Consider the following 24,740-nt stretch of genomic DNA (forward strand, 5'->3'; position numbering starts at 1 on the left):
CGATCTCTCTCTCCTGCCTTGACGAGCCGTGATTATCAAGGGCCGGATACGGCTTTCATCGGGGTGCCGGGAAGTTTTCGTCAGGCCGGGCTTAAGTCGGGCTGGCGGCCGCCTTGTGGTCGCCGACATGCCTTCCCGGCTCTGAGAGCATCCTATCAGCGGCTATAGGCCGCCGACATCACCTCCGAAGCGGCTGCGATATCCGCGGCATGGCCGGCCTGCCTAAGGGCCGAGCCATACGCCACGACATTCGAGAGTACCGCCTGAAATGCGGCGCGCGGACCAGTATGGTTCAGGCGCAGGAGACGGGCCGGCGCGGTTCCGACGCCTTCGCTCAGCTCGACCCCGAGCTGTCCGGCGGCTGCGATCAGCGCGGCAGGCGCGAGCGCCTCCGGCACCGGCACCGCCGTCACCAGGTTCGACGCCTTTGCAGTCGGCACCCAGGCCGGGGCACCGAGCGCGGAAAGCCCCGCCCGTGTCGCCGATGCCGCCAGCGCATGGCGGGCGACGACATTCTCCAGGCCTTCGGCCTCGACGCGGTCGAGCGCCGTTTCCAGCGCGAAGAATTCCAGCGACGCCGGCGTTCCCGGCAGGCCGCGCCGGCCGCTATCGACCCAGGTCTTCAGATCGGCCAACGACAAGATCGAATCGCGCGGTGCACCATCTCTGAGAATGAGCTCCCAGGCGCGGTGGCTGACCGATAGCGCGGACACGCCGGCCGGCCCGCCGAGCGCCTTCTGCGGACCGATTACGGCGATGTCGATGCCGAGATCGTCGACATCGAGCCGGTGGCCACCGATCGAGGCGACCGCGTCGACGATGGTGACGACGCCGCGAGCCCGGGCAAGCGCCAAGATCTCGGGCAGGGGGTTGAGAATGCCGCTTGCGGATTCCGCGTGCACCAGAGCGAGCACATCGATCTTCGGACCCGTCTGGAGCGCTTCGGCGACTGCTTCGATCTCGATCGGCAGGCTCGGTTCGGCGACGATATCGGCGACCGCCGCGCCACCCCGCCGCAGCCATTGCCCGAACCAGCCGCCGTAGGAGCTGGTGATGATGTTGAGTGCCGTCAGGCCGGGGCGCGCAAGGCTGACCGCCGCCGCCTCCAGCGCCACCACCGCTTCTGCCTGCACGAGCAATATGTCGTTGCGGCTGCGCAAGATACCGCCGATCCTGTCGGCAAGGACGGCGTAGCGCTCCGCGGGATAAGAGGGCACGCCATGCAGGGGATTCCAACCAAGATCGGGCATGGATACTTCCTTCAGCAGGGATCGGTCACGAGATGGGGGACGGCGGCAACGAGCGCACGGGCAGCCTCCGATTGCGGCGCGGCAACGACCGCCGCTGCCGGGCCGGTCTCGACGATCCGCCCACCATCCATGACGGCAATGCGGTGGGAGACGGCCCGAACCACGGCAAGATCGTGCGAAATGAACAGGCAGGCAATGCCCTGTTCTTTCTGCAGACCGACCAGAAGCTCCAGGATCCTGCCGCGCACGGTGACGTCGAGGGCGGACACCGCCTCGTCGAGCACCAGCAGCGACGGCCGCGTCGCAATCGCCCGCGCGATCGCCACGCGCTGGCGCTGGCCGCCGGAGAGCGAACGCACGGGACGGGCAGCATGATCGGCGGTGAGGCCGACTCGCTCCAGCAGCGTGGCAATCTCGCCGGGGCGGCGGTCCTTGCCGGCAATGCCGTGGATGCGCAGCGGATCGTCGAGCACGGCACCAACGGTCGCCAGCGGATTGAAGGCGGCGAGGGGATCTTGAAACACCATCTGCATGCGCGCCCGCTTGCGGCGCAAAGATGCGCCGTTCAGCGCAAGCCAGTCTGCCCCCTCGAAACGGATCGACCCGGTATCGCAAGCGAGAAGCCGCAGCAGGATGCGCGACAGCGTCGATTTTCCACTGCCGGAGGCGCCGACGAGGCCGAGCGTTTCTCCGGCCGAGATGGTCAGCGACACATTGTCGAGGGCAGCGACCCGGCGGATCGAAGAGGAAAACCCTTTCGACAGGTTTTCGACGGAGAGCAACGTATCGTTCATGGCAGCACCTCCGCGATCAGCGGCGGTGTCGCGAGATCGCGATGACTGGCGATGAGGGCGGCGGTATAGTCGCTTTTTGACGCTGAAAGCACCGAACGGACGGGGCCTGCCTCGACCAGCCTCGCATTGCGGAAAACGGCGATGCGATCGACAAAGCCGGAGGCAAGCGCGATGTCGTGGGTGATGAAGAGCAGCGTCATGCCGTCTTCGCGTACGAGCCCGTCGAGCAGGCGGACGATCTCGGACTGAACGACGACGTCAAGCGCGCTGGTCGCCTCGTCGGCAATCAGCAGCGCAGGCCTCGCGGCGATGGCCGCGGCAATCGCCACGCGCTGGCGCTGGCCGCCGGAAAGCTGATGCGGAAAGGCCCGCATTGCCTTGTCAGGTTGCGGTATTCGTACCCGCTCGAGCAATTCCCAAGCCCTGATATAGGCCTGCTTCCAACTGAGGCCGAGATGGCGCCTTGCGCCTTCGGCAACCTGCTCGCCGATCGTCAGGACGGGATTGAGGCTAGAGCCTGGATCCTGGAAAACCAAGCCGAAATCGCGGCCTGGGCGGGGCGGATGACCAAGTCCGGACCAGAGCATCTCGCCGCCGACCTTCGCTCCCTCCGGCAGCAGGCCGGCAAGCGCGCGGGCGAGCGTACTCTTGCCGGAGCCGCTTTCGCCGATGATCGCCAGCCTTTCGCCGGCGACGATATCGAGATCGACGCCGTCGAGTGCGGCCGCACCATTCCTGTCGCGCCCATAGGTGACCGAAAGCTTTCGCAGGCTGCAGAAAATGCCGCTCATGCTGCTCATGCCGCCCCCACGTCATCATCGCCAAGCGCCTTGCCGAGACCCTCGCTGAAGAGATGGACGCCGAGAACGGTCACGGCGAGGGCAGCGCCCGGTATGACCGACAGATAGGATGCCGAACGCAGCACGCTGCGGCCCTCGGCGATCATCGAACCCCAGGTGGCGATATTGGGATTGCCGAGGCCAAGGAAGGACAGCGCCGCCTCGGTCAGGATCGCGCCGGCGACGATGGTGGCAGAAAGCGCCAGCACCGGCGGCAACGCGTTCGGCAGGATCTCCCGGAAGGCGATCTCGGCCGGATGCATGCCGATTACCCTTGCCGAGGCGACGTAATCCTGCTCGCGGATTGCAAGCACCTGCGCCCTCGTCAGCCGCGCCGGATCGGCCCAGGTGCCGAGTGCGATGGCAAGGACGACGATGGGCGTCGACACTCCGATGGTGCTGACGAAAGCAAGAGCGAGCAGGAAAGCCGGTACGATCTGGAAAGCGTCGACCACCCGCATCAGCGCCTCGTCAATGAGCCCGCCGGCAAAACCGGCCGCCAGGCCGACGCAGAGCCCCAGCACCATGGCCGAAAACGCTGCCGCCAGGCCGACGGCAAGCGAGGTTCGCGCGCCGTAGAGCAGCCCCGCCAGGACATCGCGGCCGAGACGGTCGGTGCCGAACGGAAAAGCCGGATCGGCGAATGGCGTAAGCAATGCGCGGCCGGCAATTTTCAGCGGATCGCCCGGTGAAATGACGGGAGCGAGCAGCCCGGCCAAAAGCAGGACGAAAAGGATCGCAAGTCCGGCCGCACCTTCCGGCGTGCGAAGCAGGCGCCGCAGCCAGCTCATACGCCGCCCTCCGAAGCGCCGATGCGCGGATCGAGCGCTGCATAAACGAGATCGACGAGGAAATTGACCGAAATGACAAGGATGGCGCTGGTGACGACGATGCCCATTAACAGCGGCGCGTCGCGGCCGTTGACCGCCTCCTGCGCCAGCCGCCCGAAACCCGGGATCGCAAAGACGCTCTCGATCACTACGCTGCCGCCGAGCATGGCCGCCGATTGCAGCCCGAGCATGGTGACGAGCGGTAGCAGCGCATTGCGCGCCACGTGACGCAGCACGATCCGGCTGCGCGACAGCCCCTTGGCACGGGCGAAGAGCACGAAATCCAGCCTCCACGCCTCGGCCATGCCGCTGCGCATCACCCGCAGGAACAGGGCGAGATAGATCAGGGCGAGCGCGCCGACCGGCAGAACCAGATGATCTGATATGTCGAGCGCACGCGAAAAACCCGTCTTGCCGGAAGCGATCGTCTCAATGCCGGCGATCGGAAACCAGCGCAGCTTCACCGAGAAAGCGATGCTCAGGACCAGGCCGAGCCAGAAACTCGGAATGGCATAGACGATCAGCGAGCCGATCGACAGCAATCGGTCGCGAAAACTTCCCGGCCGCGCCCCAGCAAGGATGCCGAACGCCGAGCCGAGACCGAAGGAAAGCGCCGTCGCGCTGCCCATCAGGAGCAGCGTATTGGGCAGGCGTTCGGCAATGAGTGCACCGACCGGCCGGCCGAAGGCGACCGACCAGCCGAGATCAAGCCGCGCCAGCGAAGAAAGATAGAGCCAGAGGCGCGCGAACATCGATTGGTCGAGGCCGTAGCTTTCACGCAGCGACTGCCTAAGTGCGGCATCGCCGCCGCCGATCGAACCGAGATAGGCGTCGACGGCATCGCCCGAGGCGGATTCGAGCAGGAAAAAGGTGAAGATCACCACGATCAGCAGCACTGGAATGCTGCTGATCGCCCTGCGCCTCAGGAGGATGATTGCACGTCTCACGCCGGACAGGGCCTCCGAAAGAGAATTGCTGCCGATTCTATCACGATTGCAGCGCGGTATCGCCCCAGTTCGAGACAGCCCAGCGCGGGTTGTTCGAGACGTTGAGCACGGTGTCGCGCGCAACAGTGATGAAGCCCCATTCCGCAACGTTGATCAGCGGCAGATCGGCGACGACCAACTGCTGGAACTTGCGGTAGAGATCGGTGCGCGCCGCCGTGTCGATGGTTTCGGATGCCTGCAGGATGATCTTGTCGAGTTCCGGATTGACGTAGCCACCCTGGTTGGAGAAGGGCACGCTGGCTGGCGTCCCGGACTGGACGAGAATGGTGGTGGATATCGCCGGATCACCGCGGAAGACCGGCGGGCCGACGGCGAGATCGAAGTCGTGATCTGTATAAACAGCTTTCTGGTGCGCGGCCGCATCGGCGTTGACGATCTCGGCATTGATGCCGATCACGGCCAGCGCCTGGCGAAGGTAATCGCCGAACTGGCGGGTTTCGTTGAAATAGGGCGCGGGGCGAAGCTTCAGCGTGAATCGGTTGCCGTCTGCCCCTTGCTTGTATCCTGCCTTGTCGAGGATGTCGTTGGCGGCGGCGGGGTTGAAATCATACGCCGCGACATCCGGCGTGTAGAACTGCGGCGCATTCTTCGGCACGGGACCGGTGGAGGCGGCGGCGTAACCGAGAAAGATCGTGTCGACCACGAATTTCTTGTCGATCGCCTGGGCGATCGCCTGGCGCACCCTGAGATCGGCCAGCTCCTTGCGGCGGTGATTGATTTCGACGACGAGTTGATAGGTCAGTGCCTCATAGCCCTTCGAAATCACCTTGATGCCGGCGACCTTCGAGATGCGGTCGAGATCGGCGAGCGGCACAGCCGAGAAGGCGGCAAGCTGAATTTCCTCGGCTTCGAGCGCCGAGCCCGCTGCTTCGCGATCGGGCAGCACGCGGAAGACGATCTCGTCGAGTTTCGGCTGCTCCTTGTCCCAGTAATTCTCGTTGCGCGTCAGCCGGTAATATTCGCCGGGCTTGTGTTCGGCGAACTTGAACGGACCGGTGCCGGTCAGCGTGTTGTTGGCCGGGCTGGTGGTGATATCGGTACCGTCGAAAATGTGCTTGGCGACGACGCTGGTGACAACAGGCAGGGCGTTGCGGATCAGCTGGAACGGCGTCGGCTTGGAGAAGCGGAAGATGGCGGTGTAATCGTCAGGCGTATCGACGGCTTCGAGATTGGCGAAGACCAGGCGGCCAAGATTCTGCAGCGGCTTCCAGACGTTGAGCGCCGAGAAGGCGACATCGACCGAGGTAAACGGCTTGCCGTCGTGCCAGGTGACGCCATCGCGCAGTTTGAAGGTGACGGAGAGGCCGTCATCCGAGCCCTCCCAGGAGGTGGCAAGGCGCGGCGCAAGCCCGTCCTTGCCGTCGAACGACGCTTCGGCCAGCGGCTCGATCACCTTGCTTGCGACGAAGAAGACGCCGTTCGAGGCGACGATCGCAGGATTGAGGTTCTTCGGCTCGGAATCGGCCGCAACGATCAGCCGGCCGCCGGCGGGAGCAGCTTGCGCAAGCGCCTGCCGGGCGAGCGCCGTAGAAGCAAGCAGCAGGGCTGTGCCCTTCATCAGCGTGCGCCGCGAGATAGATGATACGGTCATGACCCCTCCTGATCGGTGAAATTCGGGTGCCCATATTCAGGGCGAAATGCAAATTGTCATAGAGGTTAGATTCGAATGGTTGGACTGGGCGAGATATTTTTTTGTCACCCAGCCATTATTCGCTCAGCCGTTGGCCGCGACACGTGCCGGCTCGCCGAAGAGATTGCGATAAGCGGCACCGGGATGCGGCGCGACGAGCCGCGGCCCCGCTCCCCCAAGTTTTTCCCGCAGCGTTCCCTTGGCGTAGTCGGTCTTGTAGACGCCGCGCTTCTGCAGTTCCGGCACCAGCAGATCGACGGCATCCTCGAAACTCTCGGGCGTCACGGCATAGGCAAGGTTGAAGCCGTCGACATCGGTGTCCTCGATCCATTCCTGCATCAAATCGGCGACCGTTTGCGGCGAGCCGACGAAAACAGGGCCGAAACCGCCGACGCCGACCCAGTCGGCCATTTCGCGCACCGTCCATTCCTTGGTCGGATCGATTGTCGTGAAGGTCTCGACGGCCGATTGCACCGCATTGGTATGGCAGTGCCGCAGCACTTCGTCCGGCCCGAACTGGCCGAAATCGATGCCGGTCCAGCCGGAAATCAGCGTCAGCGCGCCTTCGAAGGAGGCGTATTTGCGATATTCGTTGAACTTGCGCTGCGCTTCCGCATCGGTCTCGCCGAGAACCACGGTCTGCAGATTGAAGGCGAGGATTTCGCGCGGGTTGCGGCCGATACGTTCGGCCGCCTCGCGGACATTGGCGACGTAGCGCTTCAGCACGGGCTTTGACGGAGATGCGACGAAGATGCATTCGGCATGGGCGCCGGCGAAATCCTTGCCGCGGCTGGAGGCGCCGGCCTGATAGAGCACCGGCGTGCGCTGCGGCGAGGGTTCGCTCAAGTGAATGCCGGGCACGTTGAAATGCTTGCCGGAATGGCGGATCGGGTGGACTTTTTCTGGATGGGTGAAGATGCCGCTTTCCCGGTCGCGGACGACCGCGCCGTCCTCCCAGCTTCCCTCCCAGAGCTTGTAGCAGACCTCGAGATATTCCTCGGCGAGATCGTAGCGGTCATCATGCTTCGTCTGCGCCGGCTGGCCGATATTGAGCGCGCCGCTGTTGAGATAGGAGGTGACGATATTCCAGCCGACACGGCCTTTGGTCAGGTGGTCGAGCGTCGATATGCGGCGGGCGAAGGTATAGGGATGCTCGAAGGAGAGCGACGCCGTCAGGCCGAAGCCGAGGTGCTCGGTCTCGTAGGCCATGGTTGGGATCAGTTGCAGCGGGTCGTTGACCGGCACCTGAGCCGAATGGCGAAGTGCGGCATCGACATTGCCGTTCAGCACATCGTAGACGCCGAGCACGTCGGCGATGAACAGCCCGTCGAACTTGCCGCGCTCCAGAGTCTTTGCCAGATGCACCCAGTAGTCGAGATCCTTGTAGGTCCAGGACTTGTCGCGCGGATGGCGCCAGAGCCCCGGCGACTGGTGTCCGACGCAATTCATGTCGAAGGCGTTCAGCCTGATTTCGCGGGTCATGTCTTTTTTCCTTGGAATTAGGGATTGCTGCGGCCGAGGCCGTAGGTCAGCGCCAACGCGCCGACGAGCACGGCGCCCTTGACGAAATCCTGGGTGTAGTAAGGGGCGTTCAGCATGGTGAGGCCGTTCAGCAGCACGCCGACGAAGACGGCGCCGGCAATGGTGCCGAGCACGTTTGGACGCCGCAAGTTGAAGACGGCAAAGCCGATCAACGCGGCAGCGACCGAATCCATCAGCAGCGAGCCGCCGGAGGAAATGTCGCCACGCCCGACGCGGGCGGCGATCACGATGCCGCCGAGCGATGCCAGCGTGCCTGAAATGACATAGGCGAGCGTCTTCAGCCGCACCGTCGAGGCGCCGGCAAGCCGGGTCGCGACCTCGTTGCCACCTGTTGCAAACAGCAGCCGACCGATGCGGGTGCGTTCAGTGAGGATGAAGAGCGCGATGGCGACCGCCGCCATCAGCACCACAGAAACGGGCAGGGCTCCGAGGATGCTGTAGCGGCCGATCAGCAAAAAGGCCGGGTCGTAGGCGCCGGTCGCTTTTGAGCCGTCGGGCAGGGTGAGGCCCGCAGAGATCGACCGGCCGGCTGTCGGGATCAGCTGCAGGCCGGAAAGCAGAAACATCATCGCCAGCGTGGCGAGCAGATCCGGCACCTTCAGGCGGACGATGAGGAAGGCGTTGACGAGGCCGATCAGGGCGCCAAAGGCGAGCACGAGCGGCACCGTCGCATAAGCATCAAGGTGCCAGACGATCATAGCGTAACTCGCCGCCATCACGCTCGATGCGGCGACCGCGCCGATCGACAGGTCGAAACCGCCGACAGCCAGTGTGACGGTGACGCCGGCGCCGAGAATGGCGACGACGGACACCGCCTGCAGGATGCTCATCAGATTGGCGATGTTGATGAAGGCGGGTTGGGCGATGGCGAAGCCGACGACGAGCAGTGCCAGCAGGATGAACACCGCGCCCGCCCGCAGGAACGCCCCGAGGGCGGCGAGACGGCCGTGATCGGCTTGCGGCGATGCCTTCGGCCGGGCGCTTGGCTGTGGAAGAGTGTCGTCGTCGATCGTCGTCATGCGGATATTCCCTGGATAGCGGAGGCAAGAGCAGCATCTGCCGCGGGCCTCAGCACGTGGCGGTCGATGACGAGGATGCGGTCGGCCACCTCATAGGCCTCCTCCGGGTCGGAGGTCGCAATCAGCGTCGCCCGGTCTCTGCGGGCGCGGATTGCCCGGATGATGTCATGACGGGCGCCGACGTCGACACCCTGGAACGGTTCGTCGAGCAACAGCAGCCGGCTCGGTTCCGCCTCCCAGCGGGCGATCACCGCCTTCTGCTGGTTGCCGCCGGACAGCGACCAGATCGAGGCGAGCGGGCCTGCGGCCTTGATGCCGAGACGAGTGATCGCCTGTTCGGCCTCGCGTCGCTCGCGGCCGCCGACCAGGAAACCGTGCGGATACCATTTGCCAAGATGCGGCAGGCTGATCGTCGCCGACAGCGAATGGCCGGGCCATGCCGGCGGCATCAGTGAGGAACGGTGACGGTCTTCGGCGGCCATGGCGACACCCGCCGCAATTGCCTCAGCCGGGCTTTTCGGCCGATAAGGCCGGCCATCGAGGAACATCTGGCCGCCGGCAAGCGCTGTCACGCCGAAGATCGCCTGGAGCAACCGGCTTTTACCGGCGCCGAGCACGCCTGTTACCGCGACCACCTCGCCTTCATGCAACGACAGGTCGATGGGTGCGCCCATCGGCAATAGGCTGATGTCGCGCATCTCGAAAATCACTGGTCCGGTCGCAGGCCGCGCATCCGGCCGGGCTGCCTCCAGTCGACGGCCGATCATCGTCTCGATGGCGCTCGAAAAATCGATCGGCCGCTCGAAGGTGCCGATGACGCGGCCGCCGCGCATAACGAGCGCGCGGTCGGCGATGGCTTCGAGGTCGGCGGTACGGTGCGAGATATAGAGGATAGCCAGGCCCCGCTCGCGAAGCTTCAGCAGAATATCGAAGAGGCGGCGACTTTCCTCTCCGGAAAGGCTCGCCGTCGGCTCGTCGAGGATGAGGAGGTCGGCGCGGTTGGCAAGCGCGCGGGCGATCGCCACCAGCTGCCGATCGGCGCTGGCGAGGTCACCAAAATCGCGGTCCAGCGGCAGGGTGAAGCCGGCGGCATCGAGCATGGACTGCGCGGCACGGCGGATGCCAGCGCGCGAGACGAAGAAGGGTGTGCTGCGATCGGCAAACCGGTTGAGCAGCAGGGCATCGGCAACGGTCAGACCGGCCGCGCCGACGAGATCCGTCGACTGATGCACTGTGACGACACCGGCCCTTGCCGCTTCGGCCGGGCTACGCGGCGCAAATGGGCGGCCATCGAGGCTGACCGTGCCGCCATCGGCCGGAAGCACGCCGGAGAGGATCTTGACCAGGGTCGATTTGCCCGCGCCGTTTGCGCCCATCAGCGCCACGATCTCACCGCGTTCCATAGAAAAATCAGCGCCGGCAAGCGCCCGCGTCGACCCGAAACTGCGGGTGATATTTTCAATGTGAAGAAGCGGCATCGATAGTGTCCAGGAGTGCATTCGAAGCGGGAGTGTGCCCTGTCCGGGCGGTCGAACTCCAGGCACGCCTTTCCGCTACGAGCCACGCTCAGGAAACAAAGAATCTCCCGCAGCCGGTAAAATCGGATCATTTACTCTACTAAAAACATAGAGATTATATCTAATAATTCAACGCGTCGCAGGGACTTCCAGACCTGTCAGACGACGCCCCGATTTGCTAGAAGGAACGCGACGATGAAATCCCTCGCACGGCTCGCACTCTCTGCCGCCGTCATTCCGTTCATTTTCATTCAAGGCGCAAAAGCCGACGGATTGTCTGGCGCTCCTGCCCCTTTCGACAAGGGCGGCGTCAAAGTAGCGCTGATCAGCTACATCTCGGCCGGCGATTTCTTCCAGGCATACCAGGCAGGGGCTGAAGCTCAGGCCAAGGCGCTGGATATCGATCTGCGCATCTTCCCCGGCCGGCAGGATGCCGCCGAGCAGCGCGAACAGATCCTGCAGGCGATCAATCTCGGCGTCTCCGGCATCGTCATCGATCACGGACTGCCGGAATCGCTCGGCGACGTCGTGCAGCAGGCGCTCGACAAGGGCATCAAGGTCGTGGCCTTCGACGTCAACCTCAACAATCCCAAGATTCCGCAGGTGGAACAGAGCGATCACGAACTCGCATCATTGGCGCTTGAACAGGTGGTGAAGGACAACGGCAACAGTTTCAGCGCCGGCTATGTCTATGTCGCCGGCTTTGCGCCGCTCGACCGCCGCAACGAGGCCTGGGACAAGTTCAAGACAGACAATAAAGGCGTGGTCGAAAAGGCCCGTTTCGGCAATGTCAGCGACACGACGGCGACCTCGACCGCCGACCAGGCGAAGGCTGTGCTCACCGCCAATCCCGATATTTCGGTCGTCTTCGCCCCCTATGACGAATTCGCCCGCGGTGTGAAGCTCGCCGCCAACGACCTCGGCATATCAAACAAGCTCAAGATCTATTCGGCCGACGTCTCGACGGCCGATATCCAGGAAATCACCGAGGAAGGCAGCCCGTGGGTTGCGACCGTCGCGACCAATCCGGCCGTCGTCGGCGCCGTCTCCATCCGCGCCGCAGCCCTCGAAATCGCTGGCCAGACGGTTCCCCACCAGATCACGATCAAGCCGACACTTCTGACACAGGAGAGCCTGCGCGCGGCCAGCGTCAAGACGATCGAGGAACTGGCTGCGAAGATCCCGGCCTTCAGCACGAGCGATGCGGCGACCGCCAGCTGGATTCCGGACAAGCTTTTCTGAGGAGGTCACCCTCGATCCTTCCGGCGGGGGCCTCGTCTCCCGCCGGATCATCTTTTTGGAGAATTGGAGTTCCGCCTATGAGCCAATCCAATGTCGTCTTCGCGACCAGCCGCAACCCGACGCGGGAAGACCTGTTTGCCCGTGCGGAGGATATCTCTGCCGACCTTTCCAGGCGCGCCGCAGACCTCGATCGCGAAGGCCGCCCGCCGCTTGGCGAAATCGTCAAATTGAAGAATGCCGGCCTGCTCAATGCGCTGCATCCCCGTGAGATCGGCGGCGGTGGCCTCGATTGGGTCGACGGACTGAAGCTGGTGCGCATTCTCGCCCGTGGCGAAAGCTCGATCGGCCAGCTGCTCGGCTACCACTATGTCAATAGCCAGTACATCTATTGGGCCCTTGATGCCGCACGCGCCCATGCGCTGGGCAGCGATACGGTCGCCAGGAACCTCTATTGGGGGGCGGCCGTCAATCCGCGCGATCCCGGGCTGGTGCTTACCCGTCGCGGCAACGGCTATGTGCTGAACGGACGCAAGTCCTTCTCCACGGCGGCGCGGGTCTCCGACTACATCAATGCCAATGCGGCGCTCGACGACAAGATCGCCGGCTTCGCCGTGCCGACCAATCGTCCAGGCTACGTCGCCAACGACGACTGGGACAATATCGGCCAGCGTCTGTCCGACAGCGGCAGCGTCGAGTTCCGCGACTTCCCGGTTTACGAGGAGGATTTCGTCGGCGCGCCGGCAGCAGCCGATGCAGCACCTCCGGTGCTTTCGACCTTCAACACGCCGTTCATTCAGCTGGTCTTCGTCAACTTCTACCTCGGCACCGCCGAGGGTGCGCTGCAGGCGGCCGTCGATTACGTCCGCAACACGACCCGGCCGTGGATAACCTCCGGTGTCGAGCGGGCAGCGGATGATCCCTATATCCTCGAACGCGTCGGCGAATTCACCGCCGCGCTGAAGGCCTCGGCGGCCCTTGCCGATAACGCGGCATCAGCCGTGCAGGCGGGCCTTGCCCGCGGCCGCGACGTCACCGCGCGTGAGCGCGGCGAGGCGGCGGCTGAAGCCTATGCCGCCAAGGTCCACGCCACCCATGTCTCGCTCGACATCACCTCGCGCGTCTTTGAACTGACGGGCGCGCGCTCGACGGCCGATAAATACCGCTTCGACCGTTTCTGGCGCAATGTCCGTACGCACACGCTGCACGATCCGGTTTTCTACAAGGCGAAGGAAGTCGGTGAATTCGTGCTGAACGACAGGATACCGGAGGTCAGCCTCTATAGCTGAGGCGGCCATCTTTCATCAAAAGCAAAAACCCCACTGCCGGCACCGGCGGTGGGGTTTTCGGTTGAAAGAGGGGAGATTTCAGAGCGCGCCGTTCTTCGGCGGCGTTACGCCGTTCAAATGGTAGTTGCCGACGACGTGGTATTTCCAGCGCACGGGATCGTGCAGCGTATGGGTGCGGGCATTGCGCCAATGGCGGTCGAGGTTGAGGCCAGCCTGCACCGACGAGGTCCCGGCAAGCTCGAAAAGTGTGTTTGAGGCCTCGAGCGCCACTTCGGTGGTCAGCACCTTGGCGGCGGCAACCGCAAGCGTCGCCGCGACCACCTTTTCCTCTGTCGTCTCGACCTGCGCGGCATCGACCTTGTGCCCGGCGCGCTCCACCAGAGCCGTTGCGGCTTCCAGCCGGATGGCGATCTGGCCGACTTTGGCGATCGTCAGCGGATCGTCGGAGGCACGGTCAAGGCCGCTATCCATCCAGGGGCGCGATTTCGTCCTGACGAACTCCAGCGTTTCAGCAAAGGCCGCCCGTGCGATACCGAGATCGACACCAGCATGGATGATCTGGCCGACCGAGCCGATCGTCGTCGGCCGCTCGAAACCCTTGTGATGGAAGACCACGGAATCGGCGCTGACATAGACATTCTCGAGGATCGTCGTGCCGCTGCCGGTGGTGCGCTGGCCAAAACCGTCCCAGTCGTCGACGATCTCGACGCCTTCAGTACCCTTCGGCACGAAGGCCATAGTCAACCGGTCCTCCGGATCGAGTGCGAAGATGGTGATCCAGTCGGCGAAGAGGACGCCGGTCGAATAGAATTTGCGGCCGTTGATCCGGTAACCCGGACCGTCGCGGGTAATGCGCGTGTTGTAGTGGCCAACCGTCTTGGTGCCGCGCTCGGACAGCGCATTGCCGAAACGGTCGCCGGCCAGCACGCGGCCGAAGAAATAGCGCTGCTGCTCCTCGCCGCCGTCGGTTCGGAGCGCCTCGAGAATATAGAAATGGTTCTGCGGGATCTGGCCGATCGAACCGTCCGCCTCAGACAGGATCGCAGTGATTTCGGCAAGCACGGCGTTGGAGACGTCAAGCCCGCCATATTGCGCCGGCACGGTGATCGCCAGAAGGCCGGACTGGGCGAGAAGATCGAGTTCGCTAAAAGGCAGGATCCTGTCGGCATCGCGCTCGGCGGCGCGGGCGGCAAATTGTGCCGCCAGTCTGCGGGCAGTGGCGATCGCCTCATCATCGCTGCCGATACGGTCGGCCACGGGCCGGATCTGATCTGCTTGCCTTAGCACGGTGTTCATCGATGTCTCCAATTCTGACGAGCCTATCGGTGAAAGAAATTAAGCGCCGACATAAGAGCACAAATTCTATAGATGCGATGGAAAATGAAAAGTGTTTGCTTATCGGCTTCTGGCTGCCGCGTTTAGTGTCTCAGTCGGGCGGTTCTGCGAAAACGTGGCCGGAAAAGCGCCGAAATCGCTACCGGAAATTAGCGGAGCCGGCCTCGATTTGAATTCGTCGAGTTCCTACGTAACCGATATCCGATGCGTCGCTGCAGCGGCTTCAGACAGAACGCCCAATGCGGGGCAGGCGGCCGCCTTGCCCGATCCATGAGGAAAGTCATGACCCCACGGCAGTTGCGCCTCGGCGCCTTTATGCGTCCCGTCAGCCTGCATACCGGCGCTTGGCGCTATCCCGGTTCTTATCCCGACGCCAACTTCAATTTCGCGCATCTGAAATCCTTCGCGCAGGCGCTGGAACGGGCGAAATTCGACGCCTTCTTCATGGCCGATCATCTTGCAGTGCTGAACATGCCGGTCGAGGCGCTGAGGCGCAGCCACACCGTGACCTCCTTCGAGCCCTTCACGCTGCTCTCGGCGCTGGCAGCGGTGACGGAGCGCATCGGCCTCGTCGCGACCGCGTCCACCACCTTCGACGAGCCCTATCACATCGCCCGGCGTTTCGCCTCGCTCGACCATATCAGCGGCGGCCGCGCCGGCTGGAACATCGTTACGACCTCCAACCCCGATGCTGCGCTCAATTTCGGCCTCGACGAACATGTGGAGCACGGCGAGCGTTACCATCGCGCCCGGGAATTCTATGATGTGGTCACCGGGCTTTGGGATAGCTTCGCCGACGACGCCTTCATCCGCGACCGAGAAAGCGGCCTGTTCTTCGATCCGGAGAAGATGCGTGTGCTCGGCCACAAGGGCGAGGAACTGAGCGTCCGCGGGCCGCTCAATATCGCCCGGCCGCCGCAGGGCTGGCCCGTCATCGTCCAGGCCGGTCAGTCGGACCCAGGCCGCCAGCTTGCCGCGGAAACCGCCGAGATGGTTTTCTGTTCGCCGCGCGATCTGGCCGCCGGCAAGGCGCTTTATGCCGATATCAAGGGCCGCATGGAAGCCATCGGCCGCAGCCGCGACCATCTGAAGATCCTGCCCGCCGCCTTTGTCATCGTCGGCGACAGCATCGAGGAGGCCCGCGCCAAACGCGCCACGCTCGACAGCCTCGTGCATTACGACAGCGCCATCGCCTCGCTCTCGATCGCGCTCGGCCATGACGCTTCCGGCTTCGATCCCGACGCACCGCTGCCGGCCGATATTCCCGACACCAATGCCAGCAAGACCGGCCGCGCCCAGGTGCTGAAACTTGCCGCCGAGGAAAATCTGACGGTGCGTCAACTGGCGCAGCGTTATGGCGGCTATGCCGGCCTTGCCTTCGTCGGCACGCCGGCAAGCATCGCCGACGAGATGGAACGCTGGCTTGACGAGGAGGGGTCGGACGGTTTCAACATCGTCTTTCCCTATCTACCGCAGGGTCTCCTCGACGTCACCGAACGGCTGGTTCCGGAGCTGCAGCGCCGCGACCTGTTCCGCAGCGAATACGAGGGCACGACACTGCGCGAGCATCTCGGATTGCCGCGGCCGGAGAACCGATTCTTTGCATCAGGTACGTGAAGGGGCCTCGCTTCTGCTTTCCGGAAGCAAGCCGATAGCGCTCAGGCCATGACCCCAACCCGAAATGCATCGCTTTCGCCCGGCATCAGTTCGAGGGGCCAGATGATGTTGCCCCCATCGCCTGGATAGAACTCTCGATAGGCCGGCATGTTGGCGAGAAGCATCCGGCCGAGCGCGACACCGAGATCGTAGAGCGAGATGCGGAAGCAGCTCAGCGCCGGCTGCAGGAACCGTGCGCGCGGAGCGTCGCGGAAGCCGACCACCGCAAGGTCGCGGCCGGGCATGACGCCCGATTCCATCAGACGGCGATAAAGGCCGATCGCCATCAGCTCGTAGATCAGGATCACCGCCGTCGGCCGCTCTTCGAGCAACAGCAGCTCATGAGCCGCCTGATAGCCGCCCTGTTCGCTCGACTTGACGCGGATGACGAGCGAGGGGTCGAAGGGAATATCGTGCCGCTCGAGCGCGCGGCGATAGCTGTCGATAAAGAGGTAGCCGAGGTTGGCCTCGCTCGATGGCGCGGTGATCGCGATCCGGCGGTGGCCCAGCGTGATCAGCCGCTCGACGGCATGGTCGGCCACGCCCTCGAAATCGAGATCGATCCAGGGGAAATTGCTGGCCGAAAGGCTGCGGCCGAGCGCGACGAAGGGGATCTTCGCGCGCGACAGAAAGTCGATTCGCCGATCGACGCGCTGCGTGTCCGAGATGATCATCGCATCGACGATGCGACGCGCCACCATCCGCTTCAGATATTCGTGCGGGTCCTCATCGCTCGGGCAGGGCAACATGAGGAGGTCGAGCTTGTGGCGGGCAAAGACGCTCTGCAGGCCGCTGGTGACGCCGAGGAAGAAGTTGTCGGCGTTCTCGACCGTCTCCTTGCTGGATTCGATCATCAACCCGATGACCTTCGTCTCCCCCTGCCTCAGGCTCCGCCCAGACTGGTTGGCGACATAGCCGAGTTCCTCGGCCGCGGCCAACACCCGCCGGCGGGTTTCCTGATTGACATCGGGCTTGCCGTTCAGCGCGCGGGAGACCGTGCCGATCGAGATATTCAAGTGTTCGGCAAGCTGGCGAATCCCCTTCATCGCTGACGATTTTCCCGGGAGCATGATGCCGAAAAGTGTGCGCGGTTTTCGGACGACATCATGCTCCATTTCTATAATTCAGATCCGTCCGGATCTGGGCCTGTAATTTCCCGTTTGGCGTCTATTGACACCGCAAAATGTTTCCGCATACAGTCGTAAACGTTTACGGAGTGCGTGTCACGAGGAGAGTTGACACCGTTCCCCTGGAGGAAATCGTGAAATTCAGTGCCATTCTGTGCGGGTGCGGAGCTATGTCCAAAGGTTGGTTGCGCGCCATCGCCTCCAACCCTCTGCTGGCCGATTCCATCACCATCGTCGGCCTTGTCGACCTGAGCCGGGAGACGGCCGAAAAGCTTGCTGCGGAATTCGGCCTTGATGGCGCCGTCATCGGTTCGGACCTGTCCGAAGTCATCGCGGCCACAAAGGCCGACCTGGTCTTCGACATCGTCATTCCGGCTGCGCGCTACGACGTCGTTTCCACCGCACTCAAGGCCGGCTGCCATGTGCTCAGCGAAAAGCCGATGGCGGCCTCGCTTGCCGAGGGCGCAGCGCTGGTCGATCTTGCCGCCGAGACCGGCCGCATCCACGCTGTCATCCAGAACCGTCGCTTCATATCAGGCGTCAGGCGCCTGCGTCGCTTCGTCGAAAGCGGCGCGATCGGCGAACTCACCGCCATCCATTGCGATTTCTTCCTGGCGCCGCATTTCGGCGGCTTCCGCGAAGAGATGGACAATGTCCTGCTTCTCGACATGGCGATCCACACTTTCGATGCGGCGCGCTACGTCGCCGACAGGAAGCCGCTCACCGTCTATTGCGTCGAGCGCAATCCGAAGGGTTCGTGGTACCGACACGGCGCCGCAGCCAACGCCATCTTCGAATTTTCCGACGACATCGTCTTCACATATCGCGGCTCCTGGTGCGCCGAGGGCGAGCGGACCAGCTGGGAAAGCCAGTGGCGCCTCGTCGGCTCGAAGGGAATGCTCGCCTGGGATGGCGAAGAGAATTTCAAGGCGACCATCGCCGGCGAAGAGCCCGGCCTTCTACGCGGCTCTGTTGCCGTAAGCGTTCCCGGTCCAGAACATGACGAGGAAACCCACGGCCACGCCAGCGTAATCGCCGACTTCATCGCGGCGATCGGCACCGGCAAACGGCCCGAGACGGTCAATTCCGACAATATCCGAAGCCTTGCCATGGTCTTCGGCGCGATCGAAAGCGCCAAGACGGGCAGGCGCGTCGAAATTTCAGCATAGGATGACGTGACGTGAGCAACCCTGCAAAATCCATTCGTATCGGCACCATGGTCAGCGGCAACAAGGGCGATGCCGCTAGCCGCATCAGCGAGATCGCCGGCATGGGCTTCGAAAGCTTCGAGCCTTTCTTCTGGCAAACGACGAAGGGCCAGGACCTTGAAGAGCTCGGCAAGCGCTGTCTCGATGCGATCGGCGACCGCGACATCACCATCTCGACGCTCGGCATGTTCGGCAATCCGCTGGAAGAGACCGCAATCGACCTCGAGACGCTGGAGGGCTGGAAGCATTGTATCGACAATGCCCATCATTTCGGCGCCACCTGCGTTGCCGGCTTCACCGGCCGCATCCGCGGCAAGCCACTGACCGACAGCCTGCCTCGCTACAAGCAGATCTGGAGCGAGCTTGCCAAGCGGGCGGCCGACAAGGGCGTCAAGATTGCTTTCGAGAATTGCGCCATGGACGGTAACTGGGCGACCGGCGACTGGAATATCGCGCATAATCCCGACGCCTGGGAACTGATGTTCAACGAGACGCCTGACGATAATATCGGGCTGGAGTGGGAGCCGTGCCATCAGATGGTCTATCTGATCGACCCCTTGCCGCAGATCCGCAAATGGGCGCACAAGTTCTTCCACGTCCACGGCAAGGACGCGACCATCCGCTGGGAGGTGATCAAGGAACACGGCATCTTCGGCAAGGAGAAGTTCGTCTTCATGCGCACGCCGGGCTTCGGCGACAGCAACTGGACCGACATCATTTCCGAGCTGCGCCTTGCCGGCTGGTCCGGTTCGATCGATATCGAAGGCTGGCACGACCCGGTCTATCGCGATGCGCTTGAAATGACCGGCCAGGTCTATGCGCTGAACCACCTCAAGCATGCCCGGGGCGGCGAATTCGTCGTCGATCCCATCTGATGATATCGTTTCCGGCGAGGAGGAATTGCCGGAAACGGGGATAACCACAAAGGAGGAGAACTATGGCTATCCGCAAATATGCAATTCTGGGTGCTCTCGCACTTGCAGGCGTCTCGCTATTCGGCCTTTCGGCCAAGGCCGAAGACGTCACACTGACCCTCTGGTCGCTGGATAAGGACACCCAGCCGGCGCCGAACCTCGTCAAGGAGTTCAACGCCCAGAACAATGGCATCAAGATCGAATATCGGCTGATCCAGTTCGACGACGTCGTCACTGAGGCGATGCGCGCCTACGCCACAGGCCAGGCGCCCGACATCATCGCCGTCGACAATCCGGAACATGCGCTGTTTTCGTCGCGCGGTGCCTTCCTCGATCTCACCGACATGATCGCCAAGTCGACCGTCATCAAGCCGGAGAACTACTTTCCGGGGCCGCTGAAATCGGTCGAGTGGGACGGCAAGTATTTTGGCGTGCCGAAGGCAACGAACACGATCGCGCTCTACTACAACAAGGACATGTTCAAGGCCAAGGGCCTCGATCCGGCGAAGCCGCCGCAGACCTGGGACGAGCTCGTCGAGGATGCACGCAAGCTGACGGACCCCGCCAAAAACGTCTACGGTCTCGCCTTCTCGGCCAAGGCAAACGAGGAGGGCACCTTCCAGTTCCTTCCCTGGGCCCAGATGGGCGGCGGCAGCTATGAGCACATCAATGCCGAGGGCGCGGTGAAGGCGCTCGGGATCTGGAAAACGATCATGGACGAGAAGCTCGCTTCTCCCGACACCTTGACGCGCGGCCAGTGGGATTCGACCGGCACCTTCAATTCCGGCAATGCTGCCATGGCGATATCGGGTCCATGGGAGCTCGACCGCATGACGCAGGAAGCGAAGTTCGACTGGGGCGTCACTCTGCTTCCGGTTCCCAAGGAAGGGGCTGAACGCTCCTCGGCCATGGGTGACTTCAACTGGGCGATCTTCGCCACCAGCAAACATCCGGCCGAAGCCTTCAAGGCGCTCGAATATTTCGCCTCGCAGGACGACAAGATGTTCAAGAACTTCGGCCAGCTTCCGGCTCGCTCCGACATTTCGATCCCGGAAACCGGTCAGCCGCTGAAAGATGCCGCCCTCAAGGTCTTCCTCGAACAGCTGAAATACGCCAAGCCGCGCGGCCCGCATCCGCAATGGCCGAAGATCTCCAAGGCGATCCAGGACGCTATCCAGGGAGCACTGACCGGCCAGATGAGCCCGAAGGACGCGCTCGACCAGGCCGCCGACAAGATCAAGGCGGTTCTTGGGTGAGGAACGTTTCGGCGCAGCCGAAGCAATCGATCCAATGAATCGATTGCAGCAACGAACGCCCTGAGCCCAACGCGAAGGGCGGGGGGCGCGCTTGCTCCCTCTTCTCCCCAGTGGGGAGAAGAGGAACCGGAAGCAACGCGTCTTTTAACCGGATGAACTTCGGTTCATCTCATAATTTCCTCCCGGCAGGGGCCGTCTTCCGCATCATGCGCCAGGCGGCCCCGTTCGGAGTATCGGAGGACGCATGAAGAGGATCCTGATGAGCGTCAGGGACGGTCGCGGTTTCGATATCGTGCTGGTCGCTTTCCCGCTCGGCTTTCTGTTCCTGATGGCGGGACTGCCGCTGATCTACAATGTCGTGATGAGTTTCCAGGAGGTCGACATGTTCAGCCTCGGGACCTTCTCGCGTCCCTTCGTCGGCTTCAAGAATTATACCGACCTCTTCGCGCAGCCGGAAACGCTGCCGATCCTCTACAACACCGTCATCTTCGTCGTCGGCTCCATCGCCGGCCAGTTCCTGATCGGCTTCGGCCTGGCGCTGTTCTTCTGGGTCAATTTTCCCGGCTCCTCATGGATGCGCGGCCTGTTCCTGGTCTCCTGGGTGATGCCCGGCCTCGTCGTCGGCGCCATCTGGAACTGGATCCTCTCCGGCGATTTCGGCGTGCTGAATTTCATTCTAAAGGAAAGCGGCATCATCTCGGGCAACATCTTCTGGCGCTCGGACCCGCATTATTCGCTTTATGCCGTCATCATCGCCAATGTCTGGCTCGGCACCTCGTTCAATATGATCCTGCTTTCCGTCGGCCTTGCCGGCATTCCTGCCGATCTCTACGAAGCGGCCGAACTCGACGGCGCCAATGTCTGGCAGCGTTTCTGGACGATCACGCTGCCGATGATGCGCTCGACCATCGGCGCCATCATCGCTCTCGGCCTGATCTTCACCCTGCAGCAGTTCGATCTTTTCGCCGCGATCACCTCGGGCGGGCCGAACAATTCGTCGAATGTCACGCAATACTGGGCCTGGGATCTCTCTTTCCGCCAATACGACTTTGCCAAGGGCGCGACGATCTCCGTCATCATGATCGTCTTCGTCATGTTCGCATCCGTCGTCTATGTCCGTTCCACACGCCATGAGGTGCGCGGATGAATACGACGAACCGCGACCGGCTGATGCTGGCGATTTCGATCGTCATGGCGGCGATCTATCTGTTCCCGCTCTACTGGATGTACATCACCGCGCTGAAAAGCGGCTCGGAGATGTTCGCGACGCCGCCGAGCTTCTGGCCGGCTGCACCCCAATGGGGCACCTATGCCTATGTCTGGGAAAGCCGCGACATGGGCCGCTATCTCTGGAACTCGCTGGTCATCGCTCTCGGCTCCATGGCGCTCATTACCCTGCTCGGCGTCGGCTGCGCCTATGTGCTTGCCAGATACCGCAATGTCTGGGTGGATATCGGACTGTTCCTGATCCTGATGCTGCAGGTCCTGCCGGCCTCGCTGATGATCACGCCGATCTTCGTCGGCTTTTCGCAGATCGGCATGCTGAATTATCCACGCCTTGCCGTCATCATCGCGGTCGCGGCAAAGAGCATGCCCTTCTTCGTCATCCTGGTGCGCGCCACTTTCATGAGCGTTCCCCAGGAGCTGGAGGAGGCGGCGCTCGTCGACGGCAATTCGCGCGTCGGCGCCTTCTTCAACATCGTGCTGCCGCTTGCCCGCAACGGCATCCTGGTCAGCGCCATCCTGATCTTCATGCAGGCCTTCGGCGAATTCGTCTATTCGAAATCGATGATCCAGGCGGTCGACCTTCAACCGGCAAGCGTCGGCCTCAACTCCTTCATGGGGCCTAACACCAACGAGTGGAACAACATCATGGCCTACGCCACGATGTATGTGACGCCGATCCTCGCCATCTTCGTTCTCTTGCAGCGCCGCATCGTATCCGGCCTCACCTCTGGAGCCCTCAAATGACCACACAGATCGAGCTCAGAGGCGTCAACAAATATTACGGCGCCTTCCACGCCCTGAAGAATATCGACCTTTCGATCGCCAAGGGCACTTTCGTCGCGCTCGTCGGCCCGTCGGGCTGCGGCAAGTCCACGCTGCTGCGCTCGCTTGCCGGCCTCGAAAGCATTTCGTCGGGCGATCTCAGGATTGCCGGCGAGCTGATGAACGGCGTGCCGCCGCGCAAGCGCGATGTCGCCATGGTCTTCCAGTCCTATGCCCTTTATCCGCATATGACGGTCGAGGAAAACCTGACCTACAGCCTGCGCATCCGCGGCATCGCCAAGGCGGAGGCCAAGAAGGCCGCCGAGGACGTGGCGGCGACGACAGGTCTTTCGCATCTCCTGAAGCGCTATCCGCGCGAGCTCTCCGGCGGCCAGCGCCAGCGCGTCGCCATGAGCCGTGCCATCATCCGCCATCCCAAGGCCTTCCTGTTCGACGAGCCGCTGTCCAACCTCGATGCTGCACTGCGCGTTCACATGCGCAAGGAAATCCGGTCGCTGCACGACCGGTTGCACGCAACCTTCGTCTACGTCACGCACGACCAGGTCGAAGCGATGACGATGGCCGACCATGTGGTGGTGATGCGCGATGGCATCATCGAGCAGCAGGGCGCGCCGCTCGACCTCTACGACCGGCCGGCGAACCGGTTCGTTGCCGGCTTCATTGGCTCACCGGCGATGAATTTCATTCCCGCGATTGCCGCGGAAAACGGCAAGAGCCTTATCCTCGATTTCGGCGCGGTGAAGCAGACGCTTGCAATCACCCGTGCCATCGAGCCTGGGCGTAAGCTCATCGCGGGCATCCGGCCCGAGCATATCGGCGTCGTCGAGCCCGGCCATGGCAGCTTCGACGTGCCGATCGCCTTCGTCGAATCGACCGGATCCTCGACCTTCATCGTCGCGGAGACCCAGCCGGAACTGACGATCGTCGAGACGCGCCGCGACAGGGTCAAGGCAGGAGACATGATCGGACTTTCGGTCGATCCGGGCCAGGTCCATCTCTTCGACGCGTCGACGGATCACCTCATATAAAGGCAGCAGCCCCCGGCTTGGAATTGTCATAAAATCGAACCAGGTGACGCCGTCGAGCCAGATCTCGAAAGTATCACCGGCGACTGGCTGCGCGACAAGCTCGATCGGACCGCAAGAAAACGAATCCCGCACGATCATCGCTGTTGACAACAGGGCACAATCGATATTGTCTTGTAAAGCGGTTTACTAAACCGCTTTACAATAGGTTCAGTCAATGGCCAAGGGAACGACACCAAGCCTGAAGGATGTTGCCGCCGCCGCTGGGGTGTCGGTCACCACCGTGTCGCGTTTCGTCAACGGCAGCCTCGATCTTCCCTTTCAGACCAAGAAACGCATCGAGGATGCGATCAAGACGCTGAATTACCGGCCGAACCCGCATGCGCGTCGCTTAAGCAGGGGACGTTCGGATACGATCGGCCTCGTTGTGCCCGATATCGCCAATCCTTTCTTCGCGACCCTTGTCGCTGCCGTCGAGCAAGCAGCCGATGAAAAGAAGCTCGCCGTCTCCTTGCACGCGACGCTCAACCGGCCGGGGCGCGAGATCGAATATCTGCAGCTGATCGAGCGCAATCACGTCGACGGCCTGATCTTCGTCACCAATCACCCCGACGACGGCGCGCTTGCCGCGCTGATCAACGGCAGCGGCAAGGTCATCATCGTCGATGAGGACATTCCCGATTCGAAGGCGCCGAAGCTGTTCTGCGACAATGAGCAGGGCGGTTATCTCGCCGGCCGGCATCTGGCCGAGCAGGGCCATCACCATGTCCTCTTCATCGGCGGCGACGAGCGCATGATCAGCGCCCGCAGGCGTTATGACGGCCTGCTGAAGGCGCTCAGGGAACAGCATGGCGGCGAGGCCCGGGCCGATCGTTATGCCGGCGAATATACGATCGAATACGGCCGTGCGGCCGCACTCGACTATCTCTCCGGAGACCGAAAAGCGACGGCGATCTTCGCCAGCTCCGACGAGATCGCCATCGGGCTCGTCGAGGTCTTCGGAAGCCAAGGCGTCTCGATCCCCGATGACATTTCGGTCATCGGCTTCGACGATGTCGGTCCACTTCATCTTTTTGCACCGCCGCTGACGGCCATCCGCCAGCCGGTGCGCCAGATCGGCCGGCGGTCGCTGGAACTGCTTCTGGAAACCAATTGGCACGAGTGGAAACCATCCGCCTCGGAGGAACTGGTGCCTGTCGAAATCGTGGTGCGGAACTCCGTTGCGCCGCCTGCGAAATAACAATCAGCAACGT

General features: G+C 62.8%; 21 protein-coding genes. 10 read left to right on the plus strand and 11 right to left on the minus strand.

The genetic code is table 11. The annotated features are described in order from the left end of the window. Positions 1-155: 155 nt before the first annotated feature. From RLCC275e_RS30685 to RLCC275e_RS30725, 9 genes are all read right to left on the minus strand, one after another. Positions 156-1,250, minus strand: a complete 1,095-nt coding sequence (locus tag RLCC275e_RS30685; RefSeq protein ID WP_033184043.1) for a pyridoxal-phosphate-dependent aminotransferase family protein — start codon at positions 1,248-1,250, stop codon at positions 156-158. Between the two features lie 11 nt (positions 1,251-1,261). Then, positions 1,262-2,044, minus strand: coding sequence for an ABC transporter ATP-binding protein (locus tag RLCC275e_RS30690; protein ID WP_033184042.1), 783 nt, complete (start codon positions 2,042-2,044; stop codon positions 1,262-1,264). Then, positions 2,041-2,835 carry an ABC transporter ATP-binding protein gene (locus RLCC275e_RS30695; RefSeq protein WP_033184128.1) on the minus strand — a complete coding sequence of 265 codons (795 nt, stop codon included), beginning with the start codon at positions 2,833-2,835 and terminating at the stop codon, positions 2,041-2,043. Before RLCC275e_RS30695 ends, RLCC275e_RS30690 begins: the two co-directional genes overlap by 4 nt. A gap of 5 nt (positions 2,836-2,840) precedes the next feature. Then, a complete protein-coding gene (locus RLCC275e_RS30700) occupies positions 2,841-3,674 on the minus strand; it encodes an ABC transporter permease (protein ID WP_033184041.1) in 834 nt (277 codons plus the stop codon). Beyond that, the gene (locus RLCC275e_RS30705; RefSeq protein ID WP_033184040.1) at positions 3,671-4,660 is read right to left on the minus strand and encodes an ABC transporter permease; all 990 of its coding nucleotides are present in this window, start codon (positions 4,658-4,660) and stop codon (positions 3,671-3,673) included. The genes RLCC275e_RS30700 and RLCC275e_RS30705 overlap by 4 nt, the downstream gene beginning before the upstream one ends. Positions 4,661-4,700: 40 nt before the next feature. After that, positions 4,701-6,311, minus strand: a complete 1,611-nt coding sequence (locus tag RLCC275e_RS30710; RefSeq protein WP_171891373.1) for an ABC transporter substrate-binding protein — start codon at positions 6,309-6,311, stop codon at positions 4,701-4,703. Between the two features lie 123 nt (positions 6,312-6,434). After that, complete coding sequence (locus RLCC275e_RS30715) at positions 6,435-7,832, minus strand: LLM class flavin-dependent oxidoreductase (RefSeq protein ID WP_171891374.1); 1,398 nt, start codon at positions 7,830-7,832, stop codon at positions 6,435-6,437. 17 nt (positions 7,833-7,849) lie between these two features. Next, positions 7,850-8,911, minus strand: a complete 1,062-nt coding sequence (locus RLCC275e_RS30720; protein ID WP_130728577.1) for an ABC transporter permease — start codon at positions 8,909-8,911, stop codon at positions 7,850-7,852. Next, a complete protein-coding gene (locus RLCC275e_RS30725; protein WP_033184038.1) occupies positions 8,908-10,389 on the minus strand; it encodes a sugar ABC transporter ATP-binding protein in 1,482 nt (493 codons plus the stop codon). The genes RLCC275e_RS30720 and RLCC275e_RS30725 overlap by 4 nt, the downstream gene beginning before the upstream one ends. 234 nt (positions 10,390-10,623) lie before the next feature. Here RLCC275e_RS30725 and RLCC275e_RS30730 point away from each other — a divergent pair, with 234 nt between their 5' ends. Together RLCC275e_RS30730 and RLCC275e_RS30735 are read left to right on the plus strand one after the other, a co-directional pair. Then, on the plus strand, positions 10,624-11,670 hold the full coding sequence (locus tag RLCC275e_RS30730) for a substrate-binding domain-containing protein (RefSeq protein WP_033184037.1): 1,047 nt from the start codon (positions 10,624-10,626) through the stop codon (positions 11,668-11,670). A gap of 77 nt (positions 11,671-11,747) precedes the next feature. Then, complete coding sequence (locus tag RLCC275e_RS30735; protein ID WP_033184036.1) at positions 11,748-12,956, plus strand: acyl-CoA dehydrogenase family protein; 1,209 nt, start codon at positions 11,748-11,750, stop codon at positions 12,954-12,956. Positions 12,957-13,034: 78 nt separating this feature from the next. Here the strand turns inward: RLCC275e_RS30735 and RLCC275e_RS30740 are convergent, their stop codons facing one another. Next, positions 13,035-14,252: an SfnB family sulfur acquisition oxidoreductase gene (locus tag RLCC275e_RS30740; protein WP_033184035.1), complete on the minus strand. Its 1,218-nt coding sequence runs from the start codon at positions 14,250-14,252 to the stop codon at positions 13,035-13,037. 321 nt (positions 14,253-14,573) lie between these two features. On the opposite strand from RLCC275e_RS30740, the gene RLCC275e_RS30745 reads away from it, so the two are divergent. Continuing rightward, a complete protein-coding gene (locus RLCC275e_RS30745; protein WP_130708132.1) occupies positions 14,574-15,908 on the plus strand; it encodes an LLM class flavin-dependent oxidoreductase in 1,335 nt (444 codons plus the stop codon). A gap of 41 nt (positions 15,909-15,949) precedes the next feature. Here RLCC275e_RS30745 and RLCC275e_RS30750 read toward each other — a convergent pair whose 3' ends face one another. Continuing rightward, positions 15,950-16,993, minus strand: a complete 1,044-nt coding sequence (locus tag RLCC275e_RS30750) for a substrate-binding domain-containing protein (RefSeq protein ID WP_033184127.1) — start codon at positions 16,991-16,993, stop codon at positions 15,950-15,952. Positions 16,994-17,208: 215 nt separating this feature from the next. Between RLCC275e_RS30750 and RLCC275e_RS30755 the strand changes: the two genes are divergently transcribed. The 7 genes from RLCC275e_RS30755 to RLCC275e_RS30785 all read left to right on the plus strand — a co-directional run bounded on the left by RLCC275e_RS30755 (position 17,209) and on the right by RLCC275e_RS30785 (position 24,727). Then, positions 17,209-18,243: a Gfo/Idh/MocA family protein gene (locus tag RLCC275e_RS30755; RefSeq protein WP_033184034.1), complete on the plus strand. Its 1,035-nt coding sequence runs from the start codon at positions 17,209-17,211 to the stop codon at positions 18,241-18,243. Positions 18,244-18,254: 11 nt separating this feature from the next. Further along, entirely contained in the window at positions 18,255-19,157 is a 903-nt protein-coding gene (locus RLCC275e_RS30760; protein ID WP_033184033.1) for a sugar phosphate isomerase/epimerase family protein, read from the plus strand. Positions 19,158-19,219: 62 nt separating this feature from the next. After that, complete coding sequence (locus RLCC275e_RS30765) at positions 19,220-20,452, plus strand: ABC transporter substrate-binding protein (RefSeq protein WP_033184032.1); 1,233 nt, start codon at positions 19,220-19,222, stop codon at positions 20,450-20,452. A 244-nt stretch (positions 20,453-20,696) separates the two neighbouring features. Further along, positions 20,697-21,599, plus strand: a complete 903-nt coding sequence (locus RLCC275e_RS30770; protein ID WP_033184031.1) for a carbohydrate ABC transporter permease — start codon at positions 20,697-20,699, stop codon at positions 21,597-21,599. Then, positions 21,596-22,423: a carbohydrate ABC transporter permease gene (locus RLCC275e_RS30775; RefSeq protein ID WP_033184030.1), complete on the plus strand. Its 828-nt coding sequence runs from the start codon at positions 21,596-21,598 to the stop codon at positions 22,421-22,423. Before RLCC275e_RS30770 ends, RLCC275e_RS30775 begins: the two co-directional genes overlap by 4 nt. Then, positions 22,420-23,490, plus strand: a complete 1,071-nt coding sequence (locus RLCC275e_RS30780; protein ID WP_033184029.1) for an ABC transporter ATP-binding protein — start codon at positions 22,420-22,422, stop codon at positions 23,488-23,490. The genes RLCC275e_RS30775 and RLCC275e_RS30780 overlap by 4 nt, the downstream gene beginning before the upstream one ends. Positions 23,491-23,704: 214 nt before the next feature. Then, the gene (locus RLCC275e_RS30785) at positions 23,705-24,727 is read left to right on the plus strand and encodes a LacI family DNA-binding transcriptional regulator (RefSeq protein ID WP_033184028.1); all 1,023 of its coding nucleotides are present in this window, start codon (positions 23,705-23,707) and stop codon (positions 24,725-24,727) included. Positions 24,728-24,740 lie beyond the last annotated feature (13 nt).

Source organism: Rhizobium brockwellii, assembly GCF_000769405.2.
Lineage (GTDB): Bacteria > Pseudomonadota > Alphaproteobacteria > Rhizobiales > Rhizobiaceae > Rhizobium > Rhizobium brockwellii.